This window comes from Actinoallomurus sp. NPDC050550 (assembly GCF_040655075.1).
GTDB lineage: Bacteria > Actinomycetota > Actinomycetes > Streptosporangiales > Streptosporangiaceae > Actinoallomurus.
Genome location: NZ_JBFAJC010000003.1, coordinates 229,620 through 254,454 on the forward strand (window position 1 = coordinate 229,620; position 24,835 = coordinate 254,454).

At 71.7% G+C, this 24,835-nt stretch carries 24 protein-coding genes; 16 read left to right on the forward strand and 8 right to left on the reverse strand.

Features of this window, described 5'->3' with window-relative positions; all coding sequences use genetic code 11:
* The first annotated feature begins 9 nt into the window (after positions 1–9).
* From AB0I04_RS05555 to AB0I04_RS05565, 3 genes are all read left to right on the forward strand, one after another.
* The gene (locus tag AB0I04_RS05555; RefSeq protein ID WP_360879463.1) at positions 10–918 is read left to right on the forward strand and encodes an FKBP-type peptidyl-prolyl cis-trans isomerase; all 909 of its coding nucleotides are present in this window, start codon (positions 10–12) and stop codon (positions 916–918) included.
* An 80-nt stretch (positions 919–998) separates the two neighbouring features.
* Positions 999–1,868: a transcriptional regulator gene (locus tag AB0I04_RS05560; RefSeq protein WP_360879466.1), complete on the forward strand. Its 870-nt coding sequence runs from the start codon at positions 999–1,001 to the stop codon at positions 1,866–1,868.
* A 33-nt stretch (positions 1,869–1,901) separates the two neighbouring features.
* The gene (locus AB0I04_RS05565; protein ID WP_360879469.1) at positions 1,902–2,366 is read left to right on the forward strand and encodes a DUF3291 domain-containing protein; all 465 of its coding nucleotides are present in this window, start codon (positions 1,902–1,904) and stop codon (positions 2,364–2,366) included.
* A 101-nt stretch (positions 2,367–2,467) separates the two neighbouring features.
* Here AB0I04_RS05565 and AB0I04_RS05570 read toward each other — a convergent pair whose 3' ends face one another.
* Positions 2,468–2,887 carry a hypothetical protein gene (locus AB0I04_RS05570; RefSeq protein WP_360879471.1) on the reverse strand — a complete coding sequence of 140 codons (420 nt, stop codon included), beginning with the start codon at positions 2,885–2,887 and terminating at the stop codon, positions 2,468–2,470.
* A 182-nt stretch (positions 2,888–3,069) separates the two neighbouring features.
* Positions 3,070–4,140, reverse strand: a complete 1,071-nt coding sequence (locus AB0I04_RS05575; protein WP_360879474.1) for a DUF3866 family protein — start codon at positions 4,138–4,140, stop codon at positions 3,070–3,072.
* Between the two features lie 50 nt (positions 4,141–4,190).
* On the opposite strand from AB0I04_RS05575, the gene AB0I04_RS05580 reads away from it, so the two are divergent.
* From AB0I04_RS05580 to AB0I04_RS05605, 6 genes are read left to right on the forward strand one after another with little or no spacing between them, the layout of a single operon-like run.
* Positions 4,191–5,135, forward strand: coding sequence for a WYL domain-containing protein (locus tag AB0I04_RS05580; protein WP_360879477.1), 945 nt, complete (start codon positions 4,191–4,193; stop codon positions 5,133–5,135).
* Positions 5,132–6,073, forward strand: a complete 942-nt coding sequence (locus AB0I04_RS05585) for a WYL domain-containing protein (protein ID WP_360879480.1) — start codon at positions 5,132–5,134, stop codon at positions 6,071–6,073. Before AB0I04_RS05580 ends, AB0I04_RS05585 begins: the two co-directional genes overlap by 4 nt.
* Before the next feature lie 48 nt (positions 6,074–6,121).
* On the forward strand, positions 6,122–6,301 hold the full coding sequence (locus AB0I04_RS05590) for a hypothetical protein (protein ID WP_360879995.1): 180 nt from the start codon (positions 6,122–6,124) through the stop codon (positions 6,299–6,301).
* A 60-nt stretch (positions 6,302–6,361) separates the two neighbouring features.
* Positions 6,362–6,694, forward strand: a complete 333-nt coding sequence (gene tatA / locus AB0I04_RS05595) for a Sec-independent protein translocase subunit TatA (protein WP_360879482.1) — start codon at positions 6,362–6,364, stop codon at positions 6,692–6,694.
* 22 nt (positions 6,695–6,716) lie between these two features.
* A complete protein-coding gene (tatC, locus tag AB0I04_RS05600; protein ID WP_360879485.1) occupies positions 6,717–7,571 on the forward strand; it encodes a twin-arginine translocase subunit TatC in 855 nt (284 codons plus the stop codon).
* A 60-nt stretch (positions 7,572–7,631) separates the two neighbouring features.
* Complete coding sequence (locus AB0I04_RS05605; RefSeq protein WP_360879488.1) at positions 7,632–10,355, forward strand: DEAD/DEAH box helicase; 2,724 nt, start codon at positions 7,632–7,634, stop codon at positions 10,353–10,355.
* Between the two features lie 61 nt (positions 10,356–10,416).
* On the opposite strand, the gene AB0I04_RS05610 is transcribed toward AB0I04_RS05605, so the two are convergent.
* The 6 genes from AB0I04_RS05610 to AB0I04_RS05635 all read right to left on the reverse strand — a co-directional run bounded on the left by AB0I04_RS05610 (position 10,417) and on the right by AB0I04_RS05635 (position 18,008).
* Positions 10,417–11,784 carry an extracellular solute-binding protein gene (locus AB0I04_RS05610; protein WP_360879491.1) on the reverse strand — a complete coding sequence of 456 codons (1,368 nt, stop codon included), beginning with the start codon at positions 11,782–11,784 and terminating at the stop codon, positions 10,417–10,419.
* The gene (locus AB0I04_RS05615) at positions 11,781–13,730 is read right to left on the reverse strand and encodes a VWA domain-containing protein (protein ID WP_360879494.1); all 1,950 of its coding nucleotides are present in this window, start codon (positions 13,728–13,730) and stop codon (positions 11,781–11,783) included. The genes AB0I04_RS05610 and AB0I04_RS05615 overlap by 4 nt, the downstream gene beginning before the upstream one ends.
* A 238-nt stretch (positions 13,731–13,968) precedes the next feature.
* Positions 13,969–14,664 (reverse strand): Crp/Fnr family transcriptional regulator, encoded by a 696-nt coding sequence (locus tag AB0I04_RS05620; protein WP_360879497.1) that lies wholly within the window; start codon positions 14,662–14,664, stop codon positions 13,969–13,971.
* A gap of 157 nt (positions 14,665–14,821) precedes the next feature.
* Complete coding sequence (locus AB0I04_RS05625) at positions 14,822–15,322, reverse strand: hypothetical protein (protein WP_360879500.1); 501 nt, start codon at positions 15,320–15,322, stop codon at positions 14,822–14,824.
* A gap of 207 nt (positions 15,323–15,529) precedes the next feature.
* Entirely contained in the window at positions 15,530–16,438 is a 909-nt protein-coding gene (locus AB0I04_RS05630) for a 5'-3' exonuclease (protein ID WP_360879503.1), read from the reverse strand.
* Between the two features lie 40 nt (positions 16,439–16,478).
* Positions 16,479–18,008 carry a SpoIIE family protein phosphatase gene (locus tag AB0I04_RS05635; RefSeq protein ID WP_360879505.1) on the reverse strand — a complete coding sequence of 510 codons (1,530 nt, stop codon included), beginning with the start codon at positions 18,006–18,008 and terminating at the stop codon, positions 16,479–16,481.
* 343 nt (positions 18,009–18,351) lie between these two features.
* On the opposite strand from AB0I04_RS05635, the gene AB0I04_RS05640 reads away from it, so the two are divergent.
* The 7 genes from AB0I04_RS05640 (at position 18,352) to lpdA (ending at position 24,728) form a co-directional block, all read left to right on the forward strand.
* The gene (locus tag AB0I04_RS05640; protein WP_360879508.1) at positions 18,352–19,470 is read left to right on the forward strand and encodes a Xaa-Pro peptidase family protein; all 1,119 of its coding nucleotides are present in this window, start codon (positions 18,352–18,354) and stop codon (positions 19,468–19,470) included.
* Between the two features lie 207 nt (positions 19,471–19,677).
* The gene (locus AB0I04_RS05645; RefSeq protein WP_360879511.1) at positions 19,678–20,820 is read left to right on the forward strand and encodes an acyl-CoA dehydrogenase family protein; all 1,143 of its coding nucleotides are present in this window, start codon (positions 19,678–19,680) and stop codon (positions 20,818–20,820) included.
* A 45-nt stretch (positions 20,821–20,865) separates the two neighbouring features.
* Positions 20,866–21,306 (forward strand): Lrp/AsnC family transcriptional regulator, encoded by a 441-nt coding sequence (locus tag AB0I04_RS05650; protein ID WP_360879514.1) that lies wholly within the window; start codon positions 20,866–20,868, stop codon positions 21,304–21,306.
* A gap of 275 nt (positions 21,307–21,581) precedes the next feature.
* On the forward strand, positions 21,582–21,788 hold the full coding sequence (locus tag AB0I04_RS05655) for a hypothetical protein (RefSeq protein WP_360879517.1): 207 nt from the start codon (positions 21,582–21,584) through the stop codon (positions 21,786–21,788).
* Complete coding sequence (locus AB0I04_RS05660; protein ID WP_360879520.1) at positions 21,788–22,528, forward strand: hypothetical protein; 741 nt, start codon at positions 21,788–21,790, stop codon at positions 22,526–22,528. Before AB0I04_RS05655 ends, AB0I04_RS05660 begins: the two co-directional genes overlap by 1 nt.
* A gap of 38 nt (positions 22,529–22,566) precedes the next feature.
* Positions 22,567–23,241: a hemolysin III family protein gene (locus AB0I04_RS05665; protein ID WP_360879523.1), complete on the forward strand. Its 675-nt coding sequence runs from the start codon at positions 22,567–22,569 to the stop codon at positions 23,239–23,241.
* 101 nt (positions 23,242–23,342) lie between these two features.
* Positions 23,343–24,728 carry a dihydrolipoyl dehydrogenase gene (gene lpdA, locus AB0I04_RS05670; protein ID WP_360879526.1) on the forward strand — a complete coding sequence of 462 codons (1,386 nt, stop codon included), beginning with the start codon at positions 23,343–23,345 and terminating at the stop codon, positions 24,726–24,728.
* The last annotated feature ends 107 nt before the right edge of the window (positions 24,729–24,835 follow it).

A 24,835-nucleotide genomic window follows, 5' to 3' on the forward strand; every position in this document is an offset into this window, starting at 1 on the left:
GGTTCGCGCATGCGGCGGGTCGCCGCGCTGGCGGTGCTCCCCCTTGCCGCCGTCACGGCGTGCAGTGGGGGCGACCTGCCCGACGGGCTGAAGGTCGCCGGTGTCGTGGGCCGGCAGCCGACGGTGACGATCCCGGGGTCGTCACCGTCGGGGAAGCTGAAGGTCGAGACCCTGCGCAAGGGCAAGGGCCCGGAGGTGACCGACGGCGACCTCGTGGTCGCCAACTACGTCGGGTACCGCTGGAACGGCGGCGACCACAAGCTGGTCGCCAGCAGCTACGACGCCGGGCGGCCCGCGATGTTTCCGTACGGCCGCCTGGTCACCGGCCTGAACAAGGCCCTCGAGGGCCAGCGGCCGGGCGGCCGGGTGCTGGCCGTCATCCCGCCGAACCAGGGTTACGGCGCGGGCGGGTACGCGCCGTGGCAGATCGGTGCGAACGACTCCATGGTCTTCGTGCTCGACGTGATCGCGACGTATCACAACGGCGCGAGCGCGCAGGGGCAGTCACAGTTGCAGAACGACCCGGCGATGCCGCAGGTGACGCCGGGGGCGACGCCGACGATGAAGATCCCGTCGACGGCGCCGCCGGGGCGGCTGCGGGTCCGGACGATCATCCAGGGGAGCGGTCCGCCGGTCCAGGCGCATCAGCTCGTCGTCTTCCACGATCTCGGACAGGTCTGGCGGACGGGCAAGGTGTTCGAGGACTCGCGGGGCCGGGGACGCCCGGACTCTGTGGTGGCCGGAGCCGGTCAGATGATCAGCGGCTGGGACCGCGCGGTGGTCGGGCAGCGGGTCGGCAGCCGCGTGCTCGTCGTCATCCCTTCGAAGGACGGCTATGGCGCGAAGGGACACGCCGCCTCCGGGATCGAGAAGAACGACACCCTGGCCTTCGTCATCGACGTCCTCGCGGCGTACTGACCTTCCGGGCAAGGACGTCGCCGGCCGGCGGTCGCCGTCCGATGGGCGGGAGCGTTCCGCGCCGTCCTTAGACTCGGCGTGTGGACGACGTCGAGGCCATCGCGGCCCTGCAGGACCCGGTACGCCGGAGGCTCTACGAGTACGTGGCCGGGCAGGATCACGAGGTGGGCCGGGCGGAGGCCGCGGACGCCGCCGGCATCCAGCGCACCCTGGCCGCCTTCCACCTCGACCGGCTGACCGACGTGGGTCTGCTGGAGGCGATCTACCGGCGGCCCGCCGGACGTACCGGCCCGGGGGCCGGGCGCCCCGCGAAGCTGTACCGCCGTTCGGCGGCGGAGCGGGTGGTGAGCGTGCCGCCGCGCGACTACCGCGCCGCGGCGGAGCTGCTCGCCGAAGTCGTGGAGACGGTCGGCGGCGAGGAGGTCCTGGAACGGCTGGCGCGGGCCCACGGCCGGTCCGCCGGAGCCGCACGGCCCGAGACCGTACGAGCCGACGGGGCTGCCGGGGCCGCACACGCCGACGGGGCTGCCGGGACCGTACACGCCGACGGGGCTGCCGGGACCGTACGAACCGACCGGGTGGCCGGGGCCGAACGAGCGACCGGGACCGTACGAGCCGAAGGGGCCGCCGAGACCGCACACGCCGACAGGGCCGCTGAGAACGGTGCGGGCGCGGTTCCGGACGGGGCCGGGAACGAGCCGGGCGACCGGGTGGAGGCCGCGCTGGCGGCCCGGGGCTATGAGCCGTACCGCGAGGGCGAGCAGGTGCGCCTGCGCAACTGCCCGTTCCACGCGCTGGCGGTGGAGTTCCCGCCTCTCGTCTGCGGGATGAACCTGGCGCTGCTGGAGGGCCTCCTGGAGGGCCTGGGACCGACCGGGATGGTGGCGCGCATGGATCCGCGGCCGGGGGAGTGTTGTGTGATGCTGGCTTCTAAAAATAATGACAGTTGACATAGGGTCGCGAGCGATGGTCTGCTGGCGACCATGACCGACCACCACCTGGCCCAGCTCAACGTGGGCCGCCTCCGCGTGCCCCTCGACGCTCCTGGGATGGCCGAGTTCCTGGCCCTCTTCGAGCCCATCAACGCCCTGGCCGACTCGGCGCCGGGCTTCGTCTGGCGGCTGACCGACGGCGAGGCCGACGACGCGACGAGCATCCGGCCCTACGGCCACGATGTGATCGTCAACATGTCGGTGTGGGAGTCGCGTGAGGCGCTGTGGGACTTCGCCTACCGGTCGGCCCACCTCGACGTGCTGCGGCGGCGCCGCGAATGGTTCCTGCGCATGGCGGAGCCGTACATCGTGCTGTGGTGGGTCCCGGCGGGCCGGATCCCGCCGGTGGAGGAGGCGCGGGAGCGGCTCGAGCGGGTGCGGCGTGACGGTCCCGGGCCGGAGGCGTTCACGTTCCGGCAGATGTACGACCCGGTCGGCGACCTCGTCAAAGTATGATCTACAGCGTAAAGGCCATCACTGAAATCCCGATGTGCCGTCCCGGTCGTACGGCAGACGCCGGAGCGCGTGCTCCGGCGTCTTTGTGCTCTGTTGCCGTTTCACCATCCACGGGAGACCCCGACGTTGGTGTTCGCGTTACTGATCCCGAAATTGTTGGACACCACATTGACGTTACGGTTCACATTCCCGTCGAAGCCGCCGAAACCGAAGTCGCGGAAGCCCGCATCGTGGAAGCCGCCAGGGCGGAAGCCGAATTCGTGGAAGCCTCCGAAGTGCCGGAAGTGGTGACGCGGGAAGAAGAAGCCGTGGTGACGGAAGTGGCGATGGTGCCGGAAGTGGCGGTGGCGCCACCACCAGCCGTCGCCGTACGGCGCGCTCGCGCTCACCTGGGCCGCGACGGCGCTGACGTGTGTCGGTGCCGCGATGCTCTGGGCAGACGCGGGCGAGGTCATGAAGAGCGTGCCGGCCGTCGTGGCGATCGCCGCCAGGCCGACAGAGGCGCTGGTCCTGCTGGGCACGGTGTTCTCCTCGCTGCCGGAAAAGCGGGAAGGCCGGTAGGGATATGCTCCTCTCTTGGGATATGGCCTTCGACTTCCAGCATCCTCCGGTGTCGTACCGGTAAAACAATCAAACGGTAATGAGGAGGACATTTCCGTGCGGCTTGGGCGATTCTCGACTTAGGATCTATGCCGTAAAGGCGTCACCTTAGGAGATTTGCGACATGGCGGCCGGCGGCGGCCACGGCCAGGAACCCCGCGCGGTCCTCGTCCAGGCCCCGGCCCATGGTCGACACCCGCACCGGCGAGTCGCGCACCGCCTCGTTGAGGCCGTCCACGGACACGGTGACGAGTTCGTGCCGCTCGCCGAGCGGCTTCGCCTCCGCCCGCACCCGGTCCCCGAACGCTCCTGGCAGATCCGGCACGACCACCTGAGCCCGAGCCAGCGCGACGCGACCGTATGCGGTCATGCTGTGGTGGGAGATCCCTCGGTGGCGCTCACGGGCGTCCGCCTCGCTGACCCGCAGGGACGCGACGGGGCGGCCCTCCAGGACGGCGGCGGCGTTCACGGCCTCACCCGCCGACACGCCCGAGAAGCCCCACCGCGTGCCCGTGCCGAGGTTGCCGGGGCCCTGCGCGACGATCGCCACCTCGGCGTCCAGCACCAGCCGCGCGGCGAGCAGGCCGGTGTGCAGGGTCACGGCCTCCAGGTCCCCGCCGAACGCCTGGCCGACGGTCACCGTCGCGGACAGCGCCCCGGCCTCGCGCAGCGCCGCGATCGTCCGGGAGAACCAGGCGGGCAGCGCACCGCCGTCCGGCATGACGTAGACGACGCGGGTGCCGGGGCGGTCCAGGTGCAGTCCCGCGATGATCGCCGGCAGCGCCGAGTGCAGGTCGGCGACGACGACCGGCATGCCGCCCACCGACTCGGCGTCGCGCAGAACCTCGTGGTGCGCGGAGTCCTGCTCGTCCGCGCCGAGCACCGTGGCCTGCAGTGGGGTGTAGCGTGCCTTGACCAGATGGCCTGGACCGGACGGATCGGGCGGGAAACGGTCGGGTACCGCGACCACCATCGCGTACCCTCCGGTGCCAAGCCCCATCGCGAGCGCCGTCGTGTTCAGCAGCACGACGTCGCCCGGGTGGGGCCGTCCCACCAGCGCCGGATAGGCCAGGGCGCGGGCTTCGCCGTCGTCGTCGATCGTGACGTCGAGTTCGACCGCTCCGGGCCATTCGCGGCGTATCTTGACAACCGTGCCTTTGCGCCATCGGATCACCCGCCAACGGTAGCGTCGGAGGTCACGGGGACGGGCCAGAAGGAGTGACGATGTCGCGCCGCAAGACCGAGCGGCTGCTCAATCTCGTGGTGTGCCTGCTGGCCACCCGGCGGTACCTCACCGCGGAGCAGATCCGCCAGGCCGTGCCGGGCTATCCCGGCGGGGACGAGGCGTTCAAGCGCATGTTCGAGCGCGACAAGGAGGAGCTGCGCGAGCTCGGCATCCCCTTGGAGATGGGCAGCGACGGCGAGGAGGAGGCCGGCTACCGGATCCAGCGCCAGGCGTACGAACTGCCGGAGATCCAGTTCGCCCCCGACGAGGCCGCCGTGCTCGGGCTGGCCGCCCGGGTCTGGCAGCGGGCCAGCCTGGCCGAAGCGGCCTCCGGGGCTCTGCTGAAACTGCGCGCGGCCGGCATCGACACCGACGAGGCCGCCTCCCTCGGCGTCGAGCCCAGGGTCGGTGCCGACGAGCCCGCCTTCCCGGCGCTGTGGCGGGCCGTCCGCGACCGTCGGCCGGTCACCTTCGAATACCAGGGCGTCGGGCGCAGCGGCCCGCAGCGGCGGCACCTGGAGCCGTGGGGTGTGGTCAGCAGGCGCGGCCGCTGGTACGTCGCCGGCCATGACCGGGACCGCGGGGAGACCCGGGTGTTCCGGCTCAGCCGCATCAGGGGCGAGGTCGTCGCCGACGGCCCCGCCGGCGCGGTGACGGTCCCGGAGGGCATCGACCTGCGGGAGGTCGTCACCTCGATGGGCGGCCCGGTGCCCGGGCGGCGCACGGCCACCGTACGGCTGCGGCGCGGCGCGGCGGACGGCATCCGGCGCTGGGCGGCGAACATCCGCCGCGAGGACGACGAATGGGACCTGGCCGAGCTGACGTTCGCCGAGGTCGAGCGGCTCGCCGACTACCTGGCCGGGTTCGCCGACGACGTCGTGGTCGTCGACCCGCCCGACGTACGTGACGCGATGATCCAGCACCTGAAGGCGGTGTGCCAGTGAGCTCCTCGGAACGACTGCGGCGGCTGCTGGCGCTGGTGCCGTACGTCATCAACCGCAGCTCGGTCAGTGTCGAGGAGGCCGCCGCGGCCTTCGGCGTGACCGAGAAGCAGATCATCGACGACCTCAACCTGCTGTGGTGCGTCGAACTGCGCGCGCCCGACCCGTACTGCCCGATCGACCTGTCCTACGAGGGCGGCGAGATCGTGGTGTGCGAGGCGGAGTCGATCAGCCGGCCGCTCCGGCTCGACGTCGACGAGGCCGCCGCCCTGCTGGTCGCGCTGCGCACGATCGCCGAGATCCCCGAGCACGGCGACGCCGTGAGCCGGCTGATCGCCAAGCTGGAAGAGGCGGCGGGCGCCGCCGCCCGGCCGAGCAGCCAGGTCGCCGTTCAACTGGACGTCCACCCGGACGTCCTGGTCCAGGCGCGGTCGGGGCTGGACCAGGGGCGTCGCCTGCGGATGACCTATTACGTGCCGGGCCGGGACGAGAACACCGAGCGCGACGTGGACCCGATGCGGCTGCTCATCGTCGACGGCTGGTCCTATCTGGAGGGCTGGTGCCGCCGCGCCGAGGCGGTGCGCCTGTTCCGCCTGGACCGCATCGTGGATCTGCAGGTCCTCGACGTTCCCGCCAGCATCCCGGACGAGGCCGAGCCGCTCGACCTGGACGACGGGCTGTTCCGCCCCTCACCCGACGACGTGCGGGTGACCTTCGAGCTGTCCCCGGCCGGGCGCTGGGTCGCCGACCACTACCCGTGCGAGAGCGTCACCGAGCTCGGGGAGGGCCGGGTCCGCGTCGTACTGCGCACCCCGGACGTCCGCTGGGTGCGGCGCCTGGCGCTGCGGCTGGCGGGCAGCGGCCGGATCGCCGAGCCCGCCGACCTGGCCGCCCAGGTCCGCGAAGACGCCGCCCGCGCCCTCAAGCTCTACGACGCGTGATCTCTTCTGTCGACCGTGGAGATTCGCTAGTGTCGGCCTGTGCCGTGGATGATGCTGTACGTCGCGTTGGCCTTCGCCGGGCTGGTCGTTCTCGGCGGCTGCGCGATCAAGGTGTCGCTCGCGGTGCGCGGTCTCGGCCGTGAACTGCGGCGGACCAGGGAGCGTCTGGAGCCGGAACACGCGAAACTCGCCCGTGAGATGCGCCGTCTTGAGGGGGCGGGGGAGTGAGACATCCGGCCCGACGGCGTACGATCGGGTGAGAAAGAGCCACTGCTGAAGAGGACTGACATGGATCTTGGCCCGTGGGAAATCGCGATCATCGCGGTCGTCATCCTGGTGCTGTTCGGTTCTGCCAAGCTGCCCCAGGCCGCCCGTTCGCTCGGCCGGTCGATGCGCATCTTCAAGTCCGAGACCAAGGGCCTGATCAGCGACGACGATGACGAGCCGCGCCCGCAGTCGCAGCCGCAGGACGCCCGTGCCCAGGCGGCACGGCTCCGGGAGCAGGCGGCGCTGCTGGAGCAGCAGGCTGCCCAGCAGCCGCAGCTGAGCCGTCCGGCTGAGGACGGCACCACGATCAGCGGCGTGCCGCTGTCCCAGACGGAGCACGGCAAGAAGTCCTGACCTACCGCCACAATTAGGGACCATGACGACCAAGCCGTCGCGGAGTGCGAACCCTGATGGGCGCATGCCGCTCATGGAGCACATCCGCGAACTCCGTAGCCGCCTGCTCAAGGCCATGTTGGCCATTCTCGTGGGCACCGGCATCGGGCTGTGGCAATTCGACCGTGTCTGGAACTTCCTCCAGAAGCCGTACTGCCAGATCCCCCAGGAGAACCGCCTGGGCAAGGGCTGCGGCTTGGTCGTCAACGGCCTGACCGAAGGCTTCTTCCTCAACCTGAAGATCTCGCTGATCGTCGGCGTGGTGCTCGCCTCGCCGATCTGGCTGTACCAGATCTGGGCGTTCGTCGCTCCGGGGCTGTACCAGCGCGAGCGTCGCTGGACGTACATCTTCGTGGCCGCCTCGGTGCCGCTGTTCGTCGGCGGCGCGGTCCTGGCCTACGTAACGCTCGACAAGGGACTGGGCATCCTGCTCTCGTTCGTCCCGCACGGCACCACCTCGCTGGTCACGGTGACGAGCTACCTCGGCTACGCGGTGGCGATGCTGCTGATCTTCGGGGTGACGTTCGAGCTGCCGCTGTTCGTCGTCATCCTCAACCTGGCGGGCGTGCTCACGCACGCGCGCATCAGGAAGTCGCGCCGACTGATCATCTTCGGCCTCTTCGTGTTCGCCGCGGTCGCCACGCCGAGCCAGGACCCGTTCACCATGCTGGCGCTGGCGCTGCCGACCGTCGTGCTGTTCGAGGTCGCCGAGCTCATCGCCTACGTCCACGACCGGCGTAAGGCCGCCCGACCCGACCCGTACGCCGACCTGTCCGACGACGAGGCCTCGCCGCTCGACCTGCCAGACGGCGAGATCGAGGACGGCGAGCGCGTCTAGGGCACGTCCGATCCCGGGAGCGCAGCCGTTTCGGTCACCGGCGGTCCGTAGGCTTGACCCATGACCACCCCCGCGGAACGCTACGCCGCGCACCGGCAGCGCATGGCGGTCTTCACGCCCGCACTGACCGAGTTCCAAAGCCTGTACGACTTCGACCTGGACTTCTTCCAGGTCGACGCCTGCCGCGCGCTGGAGAACGGCCACGGCGTGCTGGTCGCGGCGCCCACCGGGTCGGGCAAGACCGTCGTCGGCGAGTTCGCGGTGCACCTGGCGCTGGCGGGCGGCCAGAAGTGCTTCTACACCACCCCGATCAAGGCGCTGTCGAACCAGAAGTACGCCGACCTCGTGCGCCGGTACGGCACCGGGAAGGTCGGCCTGCTCACCGGCGACAACGCCATCAACGGTGAGGCGCCGATCGTCGTCATGACGACCGAGGTCCTGCGCAACATGCTGTACGCCGGGTCGCCGACGCTGTCGGGGCTGGCGTACGTCGTCATGGACGAGGTGCACTACCTCGCCGACCGGTTCCGGGGCGCGGTCTGGGAAGAGGTGATCATCCACCTTCCCGAGTCGGTGCGGCTGGTGGCGCTGTCGGCGACGGTCAGCAACGCCGAGGAGTTCGGCGAGTGGCTGCAGGAGGTCCGCGGCGAGACCACCGTCATCGTCGACGAGGAGCGCCCGGTGCCGCTGTGGCAGCACATGCTGGCCGGCAACCGGCTGTACGACCTGTTCGTCGACGACGATCACACGAAGGTCAACCCGGACCTGCGCCGGTTCGCGCTCGACGACCTACGGCGCACGAGGATCAACCAGGGCCGCCGCAGCGGCCGTCGGCGCGAACGCCGCCCCGAGCGTTACCGGCCGCCGTCGCGCACCGACGTCATCGACCGGCTGGACCGCGCCGGGCTGCTGCCCGCGATCACCTTCATCTTCAGCCGCGCCGGCTGCGACGCGGCGGTCGAGCAGTGCATGTACTCCGGGCTGCGGCTCACCACGAAGGAGGAGGCCGAGCAGATCCGGGCGCACGTCGAGACGCGCACCGCCGACATCCCGCGGGCCGACCTGGACGTCCTCGGCCACGGCACGTGGCTGGCCGGGCTGGAGCGGGGCCTGGCCGCCCACCACGCGGGCATGCTGCCGACGTTCAAGGAGATCGTCGAGGAGCTGTTCACCGAAGGGCTGATCAAAGCGGTCTTCGCGACCGAGACCCTGGCGCTGGGCATCAACATGCCCGCCCGCACCGTCGTGATCGAGCGCCTCGTCAAGTGGAACGGCGAGATGCACGCCGACCTGACCCCCGGCGAGTACACCCAGCTCACCGGGCGGGCCGGGCGGCGCGGCATCGACGTGGAGGGCCACGCCGTCGTCCTGTGGGCGCCCGGCGTCGACCCGGCGTCGGTGGCCGGCCTGGCGGGCACGCGCACCTACCCGCTGAACTCCAGCTTCCGCCCGTCGTACAACATGGCCGTGAACCTCGTCGGCCAGGTCGGCCGCGAACGCGCCCGTACCCTCCTGGAGGAGTCCTTCGCGCAGTTCCAGGCCGACCGTGCCGTCGTCGGGCTCGCCAAGCAGCTGCACCGCAACGAGGAGGCCCTGGAGGGCTACCTGGAGGCGGCGACCTGCGACAAGGGTGACTTCATGGCGTACGCCCGGCTGCGGCAGCGCCTGACCGAACGCGAGCGGGAGCTGGCCCGGGAGCGGTCCGGCGTCCGGCGGGCGGAGGCCGCGCGCTCCCTGGAGCGCCTGCGTTTCGGGGACGTCATCATGGTCCCGCACGGCCGGTTCGCCGGTGCGGCGGTGGTCCTGGAGCCGGGGGCCGGGAAGCGCTCCGACGACCCGTCCCCGCTGGTCCTCACCATCAACCGGCAGGTCAAGCAGCTGGCGCTGGCCGACTTCCGGGGGCCGGTGGAGCCGGTGGACCGCATCAAGATCCCGCAGTGGTTCAGTCGCAGGTCGGCGCAGCACCGCCGCGACCTGGCCTCGACGCTGCGCAACAAGACGGCGCACCTCGACAAGCCCCGTCCGCAGAAGCACCCGGACTCCACGCGCGAGGACCCGGAGATCAGCGACCTGCGGCGGCGGCTGCGCGAACACTCCTGCCACGGCTGCGCCGACCGGGAGGACCACGCGCGCTGGGCCGAGCGCTACTTCCGGCTGGAGAAGGAGACGGCGGCGCTGCGCCGCCGCGTCGAGGGCCGCTCGCAGGTGATCTCCCGGACCTTCGACCGGGTCTGCGCCGTGCTGGAGCAACTCGGCTACCTCGAAGGCGAGCGGGTCACCGACGAGGGCCGTCGGCTCGGGCGCATCTACACCGAGCTGGACCTGCTCACGGCCGAGTCCCTGCGCGCCGGCATCTTCGACGACCTGGGGCCCGCGCAGCTCGCCGCGGTCGTGTCGGCGCTGGTGTACGAGTCCCGGCAGCCCGAGGACGGGCGGGCGCCCCGCGTGCCCAGCGGACCCGTACGGGAGGCGCTCACCGAGATGCTCCGGCTGTGGGGTGAGCTGCAGGAGATCGAGAAGGATCATCGGGTCGCGTTCCTGCGCGAGCCGGACCTGGGCTTCGCCTGGGCGGCGCACCGGTGGGCGAGCGGCGATCAGCTGGACGCCGTGCTGGCCGACGCCGACCTGACGGCCGGCGACTTCGTCCGCTGGATGAAGCAGCTGCTGGACATGCTCGGGCAGGTCGCGGACGCCGCCCCGCCCGGCAGCCCGGTGCGCCGCGTCGCGGGCCGGGCCATGGACGCGATCCGGCGAGGCGTCGTGGCCTACTCCTCCGTCGGCTGAGTCCGCAGGGACGGCCGGGTCCGTCCGGTCCGCCTTGGCGGCACGCTCCGATGCGCCCGGCTCAGCCGCACGGCCGGCGCGGGTCGGAGCGGACCGGCCGTCCGGAGTACGCCGCGCGGAGCAGCCGGGTGAAGGCGGCGTAGTCCACGTTCTCCGACTGGAACGCGGCGGCGCGGAAGCAGCGCCGGAAGACCTCGCTGAACACCTGGTAGGCCGGGGTCACCGGGCGCGGACGCGCCTTCGCGATCGCCTGCCGGATCTGGGTGGCGAGCTGGGCGAGGTCGGCCTGCCCGATCTGCTGTTCGCTCGGGGAGGACCTGGGGCAGGGCCGGGGCGTCTGGTACGCCGACTCCCGGGTCGGCGCGAACCCTCCGCAGGCGAACAGCTCGGCCTGCGCGTTCCGGTCGGTGAGGAACTCGACGAGACGGCGGGCCTGGTCCTGCTTCTTGCCGTAGGCCGAGATGGCGAGGTTCTGGCCGCCGAGCACGCTCGAGCCGGGCAGCGGTGACACCCCGAATTTCAGCCGGGTGCCGGCGCGCATCCGCGGGTCGGCGGCCAGCACCCGGAAGGCGTACGGCCAGTTGCGCATGAAGGCGACCCTGCGGTCCTCGAACGCCTGGATGCTCGAGGCCTCGGTCGCGTCGGCCGCGGTGCGGTCGACGCCCTGGCCCCGCAGATCGGCGTGGAGGGCGGCCAGCGCGGACCGGATCTGCGTCGCGTACGCGTCGATGACCACCCGGTCGTCGTCGACGACGTCACCGCCGAACCCCCAGATGAGCTCCAGGGCGTTCACGGTGCCGCCTTCGTAGTCGGCGAGCTGAAGGGAGTAGCCCGCTTCGAAGCCGCGCGCGCCGGCCGCTTCGGCTGCCTGGCCGAGCAGGTCGGGCAGGCCCGCGGGCGGCTGCCGCCGGGCGTCGTTCCAGTAGTACAGCAGGCCGACGTCGGCGTTGATCGGCAGCGCGTACACCGTGCCATGCCAGGTCACCGACTGCCGCAGCTCCGGCAGGAAGTCCGGATCCCAGCCGTGCGGCAGCGGGAACGGGACGATCGCCCTCCTCGCGGCGAACTCGGCCGTCCAGGGCGCGTCGAGTTCGAGCACGTCGTAGTCGCAGCCGTGCGCCCCCGAGGTCGCCGCGAGCTGCGCGCGCTGGACGTCGGCGAGGCCGGAGATCTCCACGAGCCGCGCCTGCAGGTCGGGGTCGTCCTGGTGTTGCGCGTTCCACTCCTGGATGAGCGCCTGGCGTTCGCTCGACGCGCTGACGTCCGTGCCGCCGGCCACCACGAGCCCGGCGTGCCCTGGACAGGGGGTACGGCCGGCCGAGTCGCTCCACGGCGCCAGCGGCACCAGGACGGCCAACACGCCGAACACCACGCCGGCGAGCGTCGCGGTCCGGTGATTCCGGAGATGGCGTCCCAGCATCCGTCTCATCCCCCGCCAGACTGCGTCGTGAGGTCGAAGACCGACGTGACCACGTCGCTCGGCTCCCGGTCGCCGGCGTCCACGCATCGTACGGACGCTCCTAGGGCCTTGATCGCCGCCGATCCGGCACAGGTGTCGGTGCCCGTCAGAACGACGACCGGGCGGGTCTTCAGCGCGCGTTTCAGGGCCGCGGCGCGGGCCCGGGGGTCGGCCGCCTCGGATCCGCCGTCGGTGAAGACCACGACGGCCGCCTGCGGGTAGGCGGCGACCCGGGCGGCGGCGCCGCCGATCGCGTCGTAGAGCGGAATGTCGCTGCCCTGGGGCGTCAGCCCGTCGAGCGCGGTGCCGATCGCGTCGCGGCGACCCGGGGGAGCCGCCAGGCGGATCGGGGGCTGCCCCTGAACGCGGGAGAAGGCGTCGAGTTCGACGGTGTCGGTGTCGTGGACGGCGGTCTGCGACGCGGTCCGGGCGACCTGGACGGCGTAGGTGAACCGGGAGCCGCCCTGCGAGCGGCCGCCGCTCATCGAGCCCGACACGTCGAGGGCCATGACGATGTGCAGGGGAGGCCGGACCTGGGCGAACCGGGCCAGCGCGTCGTCGATCTCCACCCGGCGGTAGGGCCGGACGGCGACGCGCGGCCTCGGGCCGAGGTAGAGACGGCCGTCGGTGGAGTCGGCGGTGCCCGCGCGGCCGGCCGTGTCGCGGAACGCCTCGCTCCGCAGCCTGCCGTGGCCGAGCCAGCGCCGGAAGTCGTCGATCTCGTGCGCCCGGCGCGCCGACGACTGGCCGTCCCAGGTGACGCGGATGAAGGGATAGTCGAACACCCGCGCGTCCGACACCCAGTGGACGGCGAGCGGCGGACCGCCCCCGCCCGGGGCCGGGCAGGAGGCGCCCAGCGCCCGGCCGTGCCCGTAGTCCTCGATCACCTGCTCGGGTGCGATCACGGCGATGCGCTCGGGCACGACGGGCCGGCGCCGCAGCCCGCACAGCAGCGCGGCGGAGTCGCTGAGGGGCAGGTCGGCGCTGCCGAGCGCGCGCTCGGTGGCCTGCGGATCACCGAGTGCGCCACTGGTGTACAGGTCGACGTCGGCCAGCGCGCCGATCTCCGACACGTCCGGGCTCGCGCGGTAGACGCGCTGCACGCCGTTGTGGCGGGCCGCGGCGAGGAGTTCGCCGAGGCTCGGCCGGTCGCGGCCGGCCAGCGCGTTGCGCAGGTCGTCACTGGCCGAGGCGGAGATCCCGACGACCAGCGGTGAGCTGCCGATCGATCCTTCGGTCGCCAGCCGTAAGCCCGGGTGGGGTGCCGCGAGGAGCCGGTCGGCCTCACCGGAGGAGGCCGGGATGAGGATGTCCGGCTGGAGGGCGCCGCGGCCGCCCTCGCCCGCCCCCGGTACGGAGTACCAGCCGTTCTGGAAGCCGGACGCGACGTTGAGGACGCTGCCGGAGGCCGCCACGGTGATCCGCACGGGCGGGCATCGGGCCTCGGCGGTGTACTCCGCGGCGGCCCGCGTCAGGGCCGTGAGGTTCTCCGGCGCGGTCAGCACGCGCAGGTCGATGGGCGGAGCGCACGATCCCCCGAACACCGCGGCCACCGTGCCGGTGGCGGCCCAGCCGAGCGCGGCGACCAGGGCGGCCGTCAGGCCGAACGCGAGGAGGGATCCGGCGAGCCGGGACAGCTGCCCTCCGGCGTGATCGACCCACCCGCGGAGCCACTTGGCGATCGTGTCCTTCTCGCGGGCCAGGACCGCGAGACCGGACAGCGAACTGGCAACGGCGATCACCCATGTCAGCACGATCGAGATCTGGTCCAGATGACGCAGGACCAGGGCCGCGCCGATGCCCGCCACGGGGATCAGGAAGACGAGGAGCTGCCACAGGTTGGTGACGACGTCCAAGAGCTCCCGCAGGACCTTCGACCGCCCCGGCTCACCGCCGGGCGACCGATCGCTCGTCATCTGGGAGTGATGCTCCCCTCAGCGCGGGGCATGACTCGGGGTGATGAAGTGTAACCGCCCTGGTCCCCGGGCTGTGTGGCATATGACGCACGCGCTTCGCGGGCCGCCCGGCAGGACACGCGTCCCGGCGGTCATGCCTACCGTGCGTACGGCGACACGCGCGGACCGCACGTGCCGCCGCTACGCGCGCTGTATGTGCCGGCGCGCGCGGCGGTAGCCGCCGACAGCAGGCGCCGGGTCAGCCGTCGTCGTCGCGCTCGGCGATGTCGTGCAGCGCCTCCGGATGCAGGATCACGATGCGCATCCGGCGGGTCACCACGATCCCCTCCCGGCGCCAGACGGTCAGCGCCCGCGCGACCGTCTCGCGGGCCCGACCGATCATGGTGGCGAGCTCCTGCTGGGTGAGGGGCAGCGGCAGGGTGACGGACCCGCCCGGGCCCGGCACGCCGTAGCGTTCGGCCAGGTCCAGCAGGAGCAGGGCGAGCAGCTTCGGGCCGCTCGTACCGACCTGTGAGGTCATACGCCGGTCGGCGTCGTCCATCCGCCCGACCATCACCCGCGCGAGGACCTGCGCCGCGTGCGCGTGACTGTTGAGGAAGGCGGCGAACTGCTCGGCCGGGATCGCGAGCGCGCGGACCTTGCCCAGCGCCTTCACGTTCGCCGACCGCGGCCGGCCGTTCAGCCAGCCGCTCTCGCCGATCGTGTCCGACGGGCCACGGATGGCGAGCATGACCTCCTGACCGTCCGCCCGCCCGGCGGTCACCTTCACCCAGCCGTCCAAGATGATCAGGACGTGATCGGGATCGGCGCCCTGGCTGCACAGCAGCGTTCCGGGCGCATACTCACGAGTCCGACCGGCCGTACGCAACGCGGCACGTTCGGACTCCTGCAACGCCTGCCAAAAACCGTTCCTGTTCGCGAGGATCTCCTGCACCCGATCTCCGTCTGCCCGTGACGGCAGAGGTTCGCTATTGAACCTCATTACCTCCAGTGGACCCAATAAAGGGGAAATCTGTCTAGTGGTCGGCACCCGGGTCATGGGAAGGGGAGCGGAGTTTCCACGCCCGGATGCCGGCCGGTCCGTGTCGCCCTCAGTGACCGAAGGCCGCCGTCGTCGCGGCGGCGCTCCAGGCAAGGAATGCGGTCCCTGAGACGTATGCCCAGGCCAGGGCCTTCCGGGTGAGGATCGAACGGTGGCGGGTGGCGGCGGTCAGTAGTCGCAGTTGCCGGAACGCCGGGGCGGCGAACTCCGGCATTTCCGGTGGGGTGATCGCGATGAAGCGATGGAAGTCCTCCTGTGCCCCCGCGGTGACGGCGTGGGCGCGCGCCAGGAGCAGCAGGACGTACGCCAGGCCGACGGCGACGGGGAGGAGCGCGGCCAGCAGCACGCGGCCCGGGGCGGATCCGTAGAGTGTCTCGATCGTGCGCCACTGCAGCACCAGGCCCATGGCGCTCGTCGTGACCGTCCACCCGGCGAAGGCCGTGGCGTGGTTCGAGCGCTGCGTCATGGCGAACATCTCCGTCACGGTCGCGAACGCCGCCTCATCGTCTCCAGGCGAGACCGGCGTCCTGCGGCTGAGGGTGGGCGTCATGGGCAGCCTTCCTCCTGTCAGGATTGCAACTTTCACTGACCCTGTCACTGAAATGAGAACGCCGTAGGTGCCGCCGTAGTGCGCCAAATGACGCTTTTGCTGCAAACAGTCACCCGCTGGTCACATGACGGGACCAAGAGGTTTCAAACCCACCCACCGGGAGATGACGAAAGGCCCGGCTCCGAGCGCTGAGAGTCGCCGGGAGGGTCATTCGGCGGCGAGCGCGGCAAGGAGTCGGTTGACCGGGCTGTCGAGGCTCCAGCGCTCGCTCAGCGCGACGAGGCGCTCCGGATCGCGCGGGGTGCGCGGCACCTCCGCGTCGAACGCCGGAATGGGGATACGCGTTTCGACCCTGACCACCGTCCGCGCCGCCGCGAGATAGTCCCGTGCCTTCTCCAGCTTCAGCCGGCTCCCCGTGGGGAACCCCGACGTCTCGCCCTCGTCGAGGGCACGCTCGATCCCCTCCAGATCACCGAACCGGGTGATCAGCGCCGCGGCCGTCTTGTCCCCCACGCCGGGAACGCCGGGCAGCCCGTCGCTCGGGTCGCCCCGCAACGTGGCGTAGTCGGCGTAGGCGCGGCCGGGAATGCCGTACTTCGCGGTGACCTCGGCCTCGTCGACGATCTGCAGGGCCTTGATTCCGCGCGCCGTGTAGAGCACCCGCACGGGCTTGTCGTCGCGGACGAGCTGGAACAGGTCGCGGTCGCCGGTGACGACGTCCACTTCGCCGTCGTGCACGGTGGCCAGCGTGCCGATGACGTCGTCGGCCTCGTAACCGGGAGCGCCGATCCGAGCGATCCCGAAGGCGTCGAGGACCTCCTCGATCACCGGCACCTGGGTCGCGAGCGCGTCCGGCGTCTGGTCGCCGCCGTCCGGACCCACCCGGTGCGCCTTGTAGGACGGCAGCGCCTCCACCCGGAACGCCGGCCGCCAATCCGCGTCCATGCACGCGACGAGGGAGCGCGGCGCGCGGTCCCGGGCCAGGCGCGCGATCATGTCGAGGAGCCCGCGTACGGCATTGACCGGCGTGCCGTCGGACGCGGTCACCGACTCGGGGACCCCGAAGAACGCGCGGAAGTACAGCGACGGCGTGTCGAGCAGCATGAGTCCACCCACGCCGCCATCCTCTCAGCTTCGCGCCGTGGCCCGCCGCGGGTCAGACGATCTGGATGGCCACGACGCAGGTGTCGTCGTTGGGGTTGGGAGCGCCGAACGCCGACAGCACCCGGTCCAGGACGGTCTCCGGGTCGTTGCTGCCGACCGTGGACGCGACGCGCAGCAGCAGGTCCAGGCCGACCTGCAGGTCGCGGTCGCGCCGCTCGATCAATCCATCGGTGTAGAGAAGTAGCAGGTCACCCGATTCCAGTGGCGTCGTCGCGACGCCGAACTCCGCGTCCTCGACCGCGCCGAGCAGCATCCCCTCCGGCGGGTCGAGCGTCGTGGCCTTGCCGTCGCGGATCAGCAGCGGCGGGAAGTGCCCGCCCTGCGCCCACGTGAGCGTGCGGGTCTCCGGATCGAACCGGCCGGCCAGCGCCGTGGCGGTCAGCGACGTCGGCCAGTGCAGCGTCAGGCGGTTGAGCCAGGCCAGCAGGCGGTCTGGCGATGCTCCCGTGAACGCCAGTCCGCTGAGACCGTTGCGCAGCCGGGCCATGGCGGCCGCGGCGTTCCGCCCGTGTCCGGAGACGTCGCCGATGGCCAGGAACACCCCTTCCCCGTCGATCGCACTCGTTTCGTACCAGTCACCGCCGACGCGGGCGAGGATGCCGGCCGGAAGGTAGCGGACCGCCGCCCGCAGGCCCGGCTTGTCGATGACGCGCGGCGGCAGGGGCAGGATCGACCGCTGCATGTCGATGGCGTGGCGCCGCTCCTCGTCGACGCGAAGCTGCTCGAGCTGCCGCCGGGAGGCGGTGAGCGCCCGCTCGCCGCGGCGCCAGCCCGTGACGTCCTGGTAGACGCAGCGGACGGCGACGGGCCGGCCCGCCCCGTCCACGACGGGCTCTCCGATCAGCCGCAGCTCGCGGGTCTCCGCGCCGCGCCGGATGTGGATCTCACTGTCGACGGCCTCCCGGCCGTCCACCAGCGTGCTGACGAGGTGGGCGGTGAGGGGGACGTCCTCCGGTACGACGACCGCGGCGAGCCGGTCGAGCGGCAGCGGCCCGTCGGCGGGGTCACGCCCGAAGATCACGTAGACCTGGTCGGACCAATGGCTCGTGCCGGTCGCCGGCTCCCACACACCGCAGCCGAGATTGCCCAGACGCTGGGCGTGCTGGAACTGGTCGAGGCGATCATCGGGGGCCGGCCGGGAGGGCGGCCCGGAGCGGCCCGGCGGGACGGTCTCGGGCGGGCACGGGGCGACGGCCGCCGGCGCGGTGTCACCGGTGCCGTCGGCGGGAGAGCGGGGAGCCGGCGGGGACTCGCCGTCGCGCTGCTCCGTGGCGAACATTAATGACGCGGCGTCCTGCGGGGAGATGCCGCTGTCGCGCGCGATCTGGAGGAGATGCGTGTAGGCGGCGTCGACGCCGCACCGCAGGCGCTCGGCCAGAGCGCCCTTGGCCTGTTCGACGGCGGCGGTGCGGAGCCTGTCGCGCAGCTGCTCGTTCTCGGCGCGGAGCTGCTCGACGGTCGCCTCTGAGGTGCCCGCCTGCTGCTCTTGGGGCGTGTCGCCCGTGGTGTGAGGGAATCCCATGGAGACCACTTTCGATGGTGATCGCCTGCGGGGCGATTGTGGATCTGCTCGCTGAGATGGTCGTCGTCGGTCGGTCGGGAATGGTGTGACACGCGGGGCGGATGGGGCTCTCGCTCGCCCTGTGCACGCCCTGAGCGTGTACGTCATGGTAGCGATTTTCGCTGTCCGTGATGGGGTTATCGCACACAGCGAGCATCGTCCATCGCTCTTGTGCGCGTCTTGTGCACGCGTCCGTGGGGGCCCGGACCGGCGGATCGGGCCATGGAGCGCGGGCGGATACTCGAGGTGGAAGGCGAGGAGTAGATTGCGGCCGTCATGTAGGTCTCACAGGAGAGGGAACGGTGTGACTAGCCCGAAAGCCCTATTCGAGCCCGACCGTCTCGCCCGGGTGCGCGAGGCGACCGCCGAGTCCGGACTCGGCGCGCTGCTACTGACGCCAGGGCCGGACCTGCGCTACGTCACGGGCTACGACGCCATCCCGCTGGAGCGGCTCACGTGCCTGGTGGTGCCCGCCGCGGACGATCCCTTCCTGGTCGTGCCCCGGCTGGAGCTGGCCGCGGCGCAGGCGTCGACCGCGGGCGCGCTCGGTGTCGAGCTGGTGCCCTGGGGCGAGCTCGACGACCCGTACGCGCTGGTCGCCGCGCGGTTGCCGCGCGACCTGGGCCGCGTCGGCGTCGCGGACCGGATGTGGGCGGTCATGGCGCTGCGGTTCCGCGCCGCGATGCCCGGCGCGGAGCAGGTCGCGGCCGGCGCGGTCCTCGGCGAGCTCCGCAAGCGAAAGAGCGCGGCGGAGATCGAGGCGCTGCGGGAGGCGGGCGCGGCGATCGACCGGGTGCACGGCATCGTCCCGGCCCTGCTGAAGCCGGGGCGTACCGAGCGGGAGGTGGGCCGGGACATCGCCGAGGCGATCGTGGCCGAGGGGCACGCGACGGTCGACTTCGTGATCGTCGGCTCGGGGCCCAACGGCGCGAGCCCCCACCATGAGCTGTCCGACCGGGTCATCCAGGCCGGCGAGCCCGTCGTCGTCGACATCGGCGGCACCATGCCCAGCGGGTACTGCTCCGACGAGACCCGCGTGTACGCCGTCGGCGAGGCGCCGGCGGACTTCCACGCCTACTACGCGGTGCTGAAGGACGCGCAGGAGGCGGCCCGCGCCGCCGTACGGCCCGGGGTCACCCCGGAGGCGGTCGACGCAGCCGCGCGCGACGTCATCGCGGCCGCCGGGTACGGGGAGTACTTCATCCACCGCACCGGCCACGGCATCGGCCTGGAGACGCACGAAGAGCCGTACATCGTGGCGGGCAACACCGAGCCGCTGGAGCCGGGGATGGCCTTCTCCATCGAGCCGGGCATCTATCCGGGACCGCACGGGGCGCGCATCGAGGACATCGTCGTGTGCACCGCCGACGGTCACGAGAGCGTGAACCACGTGACCCGCGACCTCATCATCGCAGGCGGCTGACCTGCCGCCGGACCGGTCCTCGGGCGTGTCCGGTGGATCTTTTCAAGACCCACCGGACACGCCCTAGCGGGCCGGTTCGGCGGAAGTTCGTCCCGGAATGCCGGATTGTGTCCCTCGGTCGATGGCAATCAGTTACTTGGACGTCCTACTATTTTCCCGATGTGTCCCCTCAGCGTGGAGGGGCCATGGCCGGGAGGCGAGTGGACGATGGGCGTTGATCGTGAACTGCCGACGCCGGAGGCGTACGACCTGCTCGAGCTGACCCGTGACCTGGTCACCGCCGAGCTCGCCCCGCGGGCGGCCGCCGACGAGGAGGTCGGCCGGTTCCCCCGCGAGGTGTTCCGCACGCTCGGCCGGGCCGGGCTGCTGGGCCTGCCCTATCCGGAGGAGTTCGGCGGCGGCGGGCAGCCTTACGAGGTGTACCTGCAGGTCGTGGAGGAGCTGGCCGCGGGCTGGCTCGCGGTCGGCCTCGGGGTGAGCGTGCACACCCTGGCGTGCTTCCCGACGGCGGCGTACGGCTCGGCCGAGCAGCGGGAACGGCTGCTGCCGGACCTGCTCGGCGGCGAGCTGCTCGGCGCCTACTGCCTGTCGGAGCCCCACTCCGGGTCCGACGCCGCCGCGCTGACCACCAAGGCCTACCACGACGGCGGCGCGTACACGATCAGCGGTACCAAGGCGTGGATCACCCACGGCGGGCACGCCGACTTCTACACCGTCTTCGCACGCACCGGCGCCGACAAGAGCCGCGGCATCTCCTGCTTCCACGTCCCCGCCGGCACCGACGGCGTCCGTGCCGCACCGCCGGAGAAGAAGATGGGCCTGCGCTCGTCCCCGACCGCCCAGATGCACTTCGACGACGTGCCCGTCCCCGAGGGCGATCGGATCGGCACGGAGGGACAGGGCTTCCCGATCGCGCTGTCGGCGCTGGACGGCGGGCGGCTCGGCATCGCCGCCTGCGCCGTCGGCGTCGCCCAGGCGGCGCTGGACACCGCGGTCTCCTACGCCCGCGAGCGCCGTCAGTTCGGGCAGCGGATCGCCGACTTCCAGGGCCTGCGGTTCATGCTCGCCGACATGGCCACCGGAGTGGCGGCGGCCCGGGCGCTGTACCTCGCCGCGGCCCGCCGCCGCGACGCCGGGAAGCCTTACGGCCCGGAGGCGGCGATGGCCAAGCTGTTCGCCACCGACACCGCGATGCGGGTGGCCACCGACGCGGTCCAGGTGCTCGGCGGCTACGGCTACGTCACAGACTTCCCCGCCGAGCGGTTCCTGCGGGAGGCGAAGGTCCTGCAGATCGTCGAGGGGACCAACCAGGTCCAGCGCATGGTCATCGGCCGCCACCTGGCGGGTTGATAGGGCGTTCCCCGCGAAATCGTCCATCGCGATAGGTTCTGAGGCGTGGAGGACATCGACCGGCAGATCGTGGCCCTGCTCGCCGAGGACGGCCGCATGAGCTTCACGGACCTGGCGCGCGAGACGGGTCTGTCCGTCTCGGCCGTGCACCAGCGCGTACGGCGGCTGCAGAAGCGTGGCGTGATCAGGGGTTACTCGGCGGTGCTCGACCACGAGGCGGTCGGTCTGCCGCTCACCGCGTTCATCTCGATCAAGCCGATCGACCCGGCGGCCCCGGACGACGCGCCGGAGAAGCTCGCCCACCTGCAGGAGATCGAGGCCTGCCACTCGGTGGCCGGTGAGGAGAGCTACATCTTGAAGGTGCGGGTCGCCTCACCGTTCGCGCTGGAGGAGCTCCTGCAGCAGATCCGGGCGGCGGCCAACGTCTCCACGCGGACCACGGTCGTGCTGAGCACCCCCTACGAGGGCCGTCCGCCTCGAATCTGAGCTCCGCGGCGAGGCTCAACCGGTAGCGGCGGGGTGGGGTCCCCGCAGCCTCGGGCCGTCGACTTACTTTGTAAAGGGCGGCGCCTTCTCGCTCCCGCACCGCAGGAACCCCGGATCCGCCTCCGAGCCCGCCGGAGCCCCCGGTCCGCGAAGAATCCGCCGGGATGGCGGGGACTCGCCACAACTCTGCCCTGCGGATGCCGTGGGCAGGGCGTTCGGAAGGCATTGCCGCGCGGTAGTCGCCTTCCCCGGGCCCGCTGGCGAAAGTACTCGCCATGGCGACACGAATGCGCCGGGGCATGGCCTCGGGCACAGGGGATTGGCTGCTGGTGTTCCTCCAGGCGAGGGACGCGCCGCCGCGCCGCTGGCACGGCGCGGCGACCGGGCCGGGGGAGTGGCTCCTGGTCTTCCTGGAGGCAGCTCGGGCGGGCCGGCCGATGGTCCTCGGCGGCCTCGAGCCGGTACGCGCGAGGGGGGCCTAGTGGTCACGAGGATGCTCTTCGCGGCCCTGCTCGGCGCCGTCATCGGCGGCGCCGAGCTGGCCGGCCGCTACCAGGACAAGCCCGCGTCGGCGGTGTTCTCGCCGTCCGGGATGCTCTACATCATCGTCAACGCCTCCGCGTCGACGCTGGCGCTCATCCTGGCCGAGTCGATGGGATGGCGCTTCGCGCTGCCGGAGGGCGCTCCGCCCATCGGCGCCGACGTCGCGCAGGTCATGGCCGCCGCGGTCGGCTCGGCCGCGGTCTTCCGCTCCTCCTTCATGATCGCTCAGGACAAGGGCGTCAGCATCGGGCCGATCCTCCTGCTGTCCGGGCTGCTGAAGATCGTCGACGCGGCGATGGACCGCAAGCGGGCGCTCAGCCGGCTGGCGGGCAACGACCTGCACGGCCTCTCCTTCGCCCGCGACCACGCCGCGCTGGCGGAGCTGTGCAGTCACGCGCTGCGGCGGTACGAACTGGCGGAGGCGCAGCGCCTCGGGGAGCTCGCCGCCGACCTGCGGGCCCGCGACGACCTGACCGACGCCGACAAGCTGGACTGTTTCGGCCTGGAGCTGAGCCGTCTCGTCGGCGAGCGGGCGCTGCGCAAGGCCGCGGAGCGGCTCCGCGACCGCCCGGCGCTGGAAGACGTGGCCGTCACGGTCGAGGACGTCCAGGAGGTGGACACCGAGTTCACCTCACGCCTGGGTGGAGGGAGACGGCTCGCCCGCCGTTCGGAATACTGAGTGTCGGCACACTCGGCGGACGGACGAAGGAGGAGCCCATGGCTGGACCGGCGGCACGCGTGGGAGAGCTCGCCCAGGCGGTCAAACCACGGCTGCGCGGCTGGCTGCACGCCGGCACCTTCCCGGCCGCGCTGGTCGCCGGCATCGTCCTGGTGGCGCTCGGCCCCACGCTGTCGGCGCGGCTGGCCGCGGCGGTGTACGCGGTGACGTCGGCGCTGCTGTTCGGCGTCTCGGCGCTCTACCACCGTGGGCACTGGTCGGCGCGGGCCGAGGCGGTGCTGCGGCGGTTCGATCACGCCAACATCTATCTGATCATCGCCGGCACCTACACGCCGTTCGCGCTGCTGGCGCTGCACGGTACGGCGCGCACGGTGGTGCTGTCGGTGATCTGGTCGGGCGCCGCCGCCGGGGTGCTGTTCCGCATCGTGTGGGTGGGCGCGCCGCGCTGGCTCTACACCGCGCTGTACGTCGGGCTCGGCTGGGTCGCGGCGGCGGTCATGCCGCAGTTGCTGGACGGCGCGGGCTGGGCCGCGCTCACCCTGGTCTGCGTGGGCGGTCTGCTCTACAGCGCGGGCGGCCTGGTGTACGGGCTGCGCCGCCCGGACCCGTCACCGCGCTGGTTCGGCTTCCACGAGGTGTTCCACGCCTTCACGATCGCCGCGTACGTGGCGCAGTACATCGCGGTCTCGTTCGTCGTGTACCGGGCCGCCTGATGATCCAACTCGACGGCGAGCGCTGAGCCCGCGAGCGAGGTCCGGGCGACGGCGGGGACGGTGTCGGCCGGACCCGCCGGCGGGCAATATCGTTACTGCTCATGAGCACTCATTTCGACGTCGTCGTTCTCGGTGCGGGCCCGGGCGGGTACGTCGCCGCGATCCGGTCCGCCCAGCTGGGCCTTAAGACCGCGGTCATCGAGGAGAAGTACTGGGGAGGCGTCTGCCTCAACGTGGGCTGCATCCCCTCCAAGGCCCTGCTGCGCAACGCCGAGCTGGCGCACATCTTCACCCGTGAGGCGAAGACGTTCGGCATCCAGGCCGACGGCGAGGTGCGCTTCGACTACGGCGAGGCGTTCCGCCGCAGCCGGACGGTCGCGGACGGCCGGGTCAAGGGCGTCCACTACCTGATGAAGAAGAACGGCATCACCGAGTTCAACGGCCGGGGCACCTTCACCGACCCGAACACCATCCAGGTGAACGGCGAGGCGGTCACGTTCGACCACTGCATCCTCGCGACCGGCGCGAGCGCGCGGCTGCTGCCGGGCACGTCGCTGAGCGAGCGGGTCGTGACGTTCGAGGAGCAGATCCTCAGCGAGGACCTGCCGGGCAGCATCGTCATCGCCGGCGCGGGCGCGATCGGCGTGGAGTTCGCGTACGTCCTGAGCAACTACGGCGTCAAGGTCACGATCGTGGAGTTCCTCGACCGGCTCGTGCCGCTGGAGGACGAGGAGGTCTCCAAGGAGCTGGCGCGCCGCTACCGCAAGCTCGGCATCGACGTGCTGACCTCCACCCGCGTCGAGGGCATCGACGAGTCGGGCGAGAAGGTCCGCGTCACCGTCTCCAAGGACGGGCGGCAGCAGGTCCTGGAGGCCGACAAGGTGCTGCAGGCGATCGGCTTCCGGCCGAACGTCGACGGTTACGGCCTGGAGAAGACCGGCGTACGGCTGACCGAGCGCGGCGCGATCGACATCGACGGGCGCGGCCGCACCAGCGTGCCGCACATCTTCGCGATCGGCGACGTGACCGCCAAGCTGATGCTGGCGCACGCGGCCGAGTCGATGGGCATCGTCGCCGCCGAGACCATCGCGGACGCCGAGACGATGGAGCTCGACTACGTGATGATCCCGCGGGCGACCTACTGCCAGCCGCAGATCGCCAGCTTCGGCTGGACCGAGGCACAGGCGCGGGAGAAGGGCTTCGACGTCCAGGTCGCCAAGTTCCCCTTCACCGCGAACGGCAAGTCGCACGGCCTGGGCGACCCGACCGGCTTCGTGAAGATCCTCAGCGACAAGAAGTACGGCGAGCTGCTCGGCGCGCACCTCATCGGCCCGGACGTCACCGAGCTGCTGCCCGAGCTGACCCTCGCCCAGCAGTGGGACCTGACCGTCCACGAGGTCGCACGGAACGTCCACGCCCACCCGACGCTGGGTGAGGCGGTCAAGGAGGCGATCCACGGCCTGGCCGGCCACATGATCAACTTCTGATCTCGTGCGACGCGGGCCGCCGGCGGCGGCCCGCGCGGTTGGACCGGGAGTCGTATCGGGGGGTTGCGCCGCCAGAGGAGTCGATATTTACTTGACCAAGTCAAACT

Excerpts from the sequence above, each read along its gene's own strand:
- AB0I04_RS05555 (WP_360879463.1), top strand. The coding sequence starts at position 10 with ATGCGGCGGGTCGCCGCGCTGGCGGTGCTCCCCCTTGCCGCCGTCACG.
- AB0I04_RS05565 (WP_360879469.1), top strand. The coding sequence starts at position 1,902 with ATGACCGACCACCACCTGGCCCAGCTCAACGTGGGCCGCCTCCGCGTG.
- AB0I04_RS05580 (WP_360879477.1), top strand. The coding sequence starts at position 4,191 with ATGTCGCGCCGCAAGACCGAGCGGCTGCTCAATCTCGTGGTGTGCCTG.
- AB0I04_RS05590 (WP_360879995.1), top strand. The coding sequence starts at position 6,122 with ATGATGCTGTACGTCGCGTTGGCCTTCGCCGGGCTGGTCGTTCTCGGC.
- tatA (WP_360879482.1), top strand. The coding sequence starts at position 6,362 with ATGGATCTTGGCCCGTGGGAAATCGCGATCATCGCGGTCGTCATCCTG.
- tatC (WP_360879485.1), top strand. The coding sequence starts at position 6,717 with ATGACGACCAAGCCGTCGCGGAGTGCGAACCCTGATGGGCGCATGCCG.
- AB0I04_RS05605 (WP_360879488.1), top strand. The coding sequence starts at position 7,632 with ATGACCACCCCCGCGGAACGCTACGCCGCGCACCGGCAGCGCATGGCG.
- AB0I04_RS05610 (WP_360879491.1), bottom strand. The coding sequence starts at position 11,784 with ATGAGACGGATGCTGGGACGCCATCTCCGGAATCACCGGACCGCGACG.
- AB0I04_RS05615 (WP_360879494.1), bottom strand. The coding sequence starts at position 13,730 with ATGACGAGCGATCGGTCGCCCGGCGGTGAGCCGGGGCGGTCGAAGGTC.
- AB0I04_RS05625 (WP_360879500.1), bottom strand. The coding sequence starts at position 15,322 with ATGACGCCCACCCTCAGCCGCAGGACGCCGGTCTCGCCTGGAGACGAT.
- AB0I04_RS05635 (WP_360879505.1), bottom strand. The coding sequence starts at position 18,008 with ATGGGATTCCCTCACACCACGGGCGACACGCCCCAAGAGCAGCAGGCG.
- AB0I04_RS05645 (WP_360879511.1), top strand. The coding sequence starts at position 19,678 with ATGGGCGTTGATCGTGAACTGCCGACGCCGGAGGCGTACGACCTGCTC.
- AB0I04_RS05655 (WP_360879517.1), top strand. The coding sequence starts at position 21,582 with ATGGCGACACGAATGCGCCGGGGCATGGCCTCGGGCACAGGGGATTGG.
- AB0I04_RS05665 (WP_360879523.1), top strand. The coding sequence starts at position 22,567 with ATGGCTGGACCGGCGGCACGCGTGGGAGAGCTCGCCCAGGCGGTCAAA.
- lpdA (WP_360879526.1), top strand. The coding sequence starts at position 23,343 with ATGAGCACTCATTTCGACGTCGTCGTTCTCGGTGCGGGCCCGGGCGGG.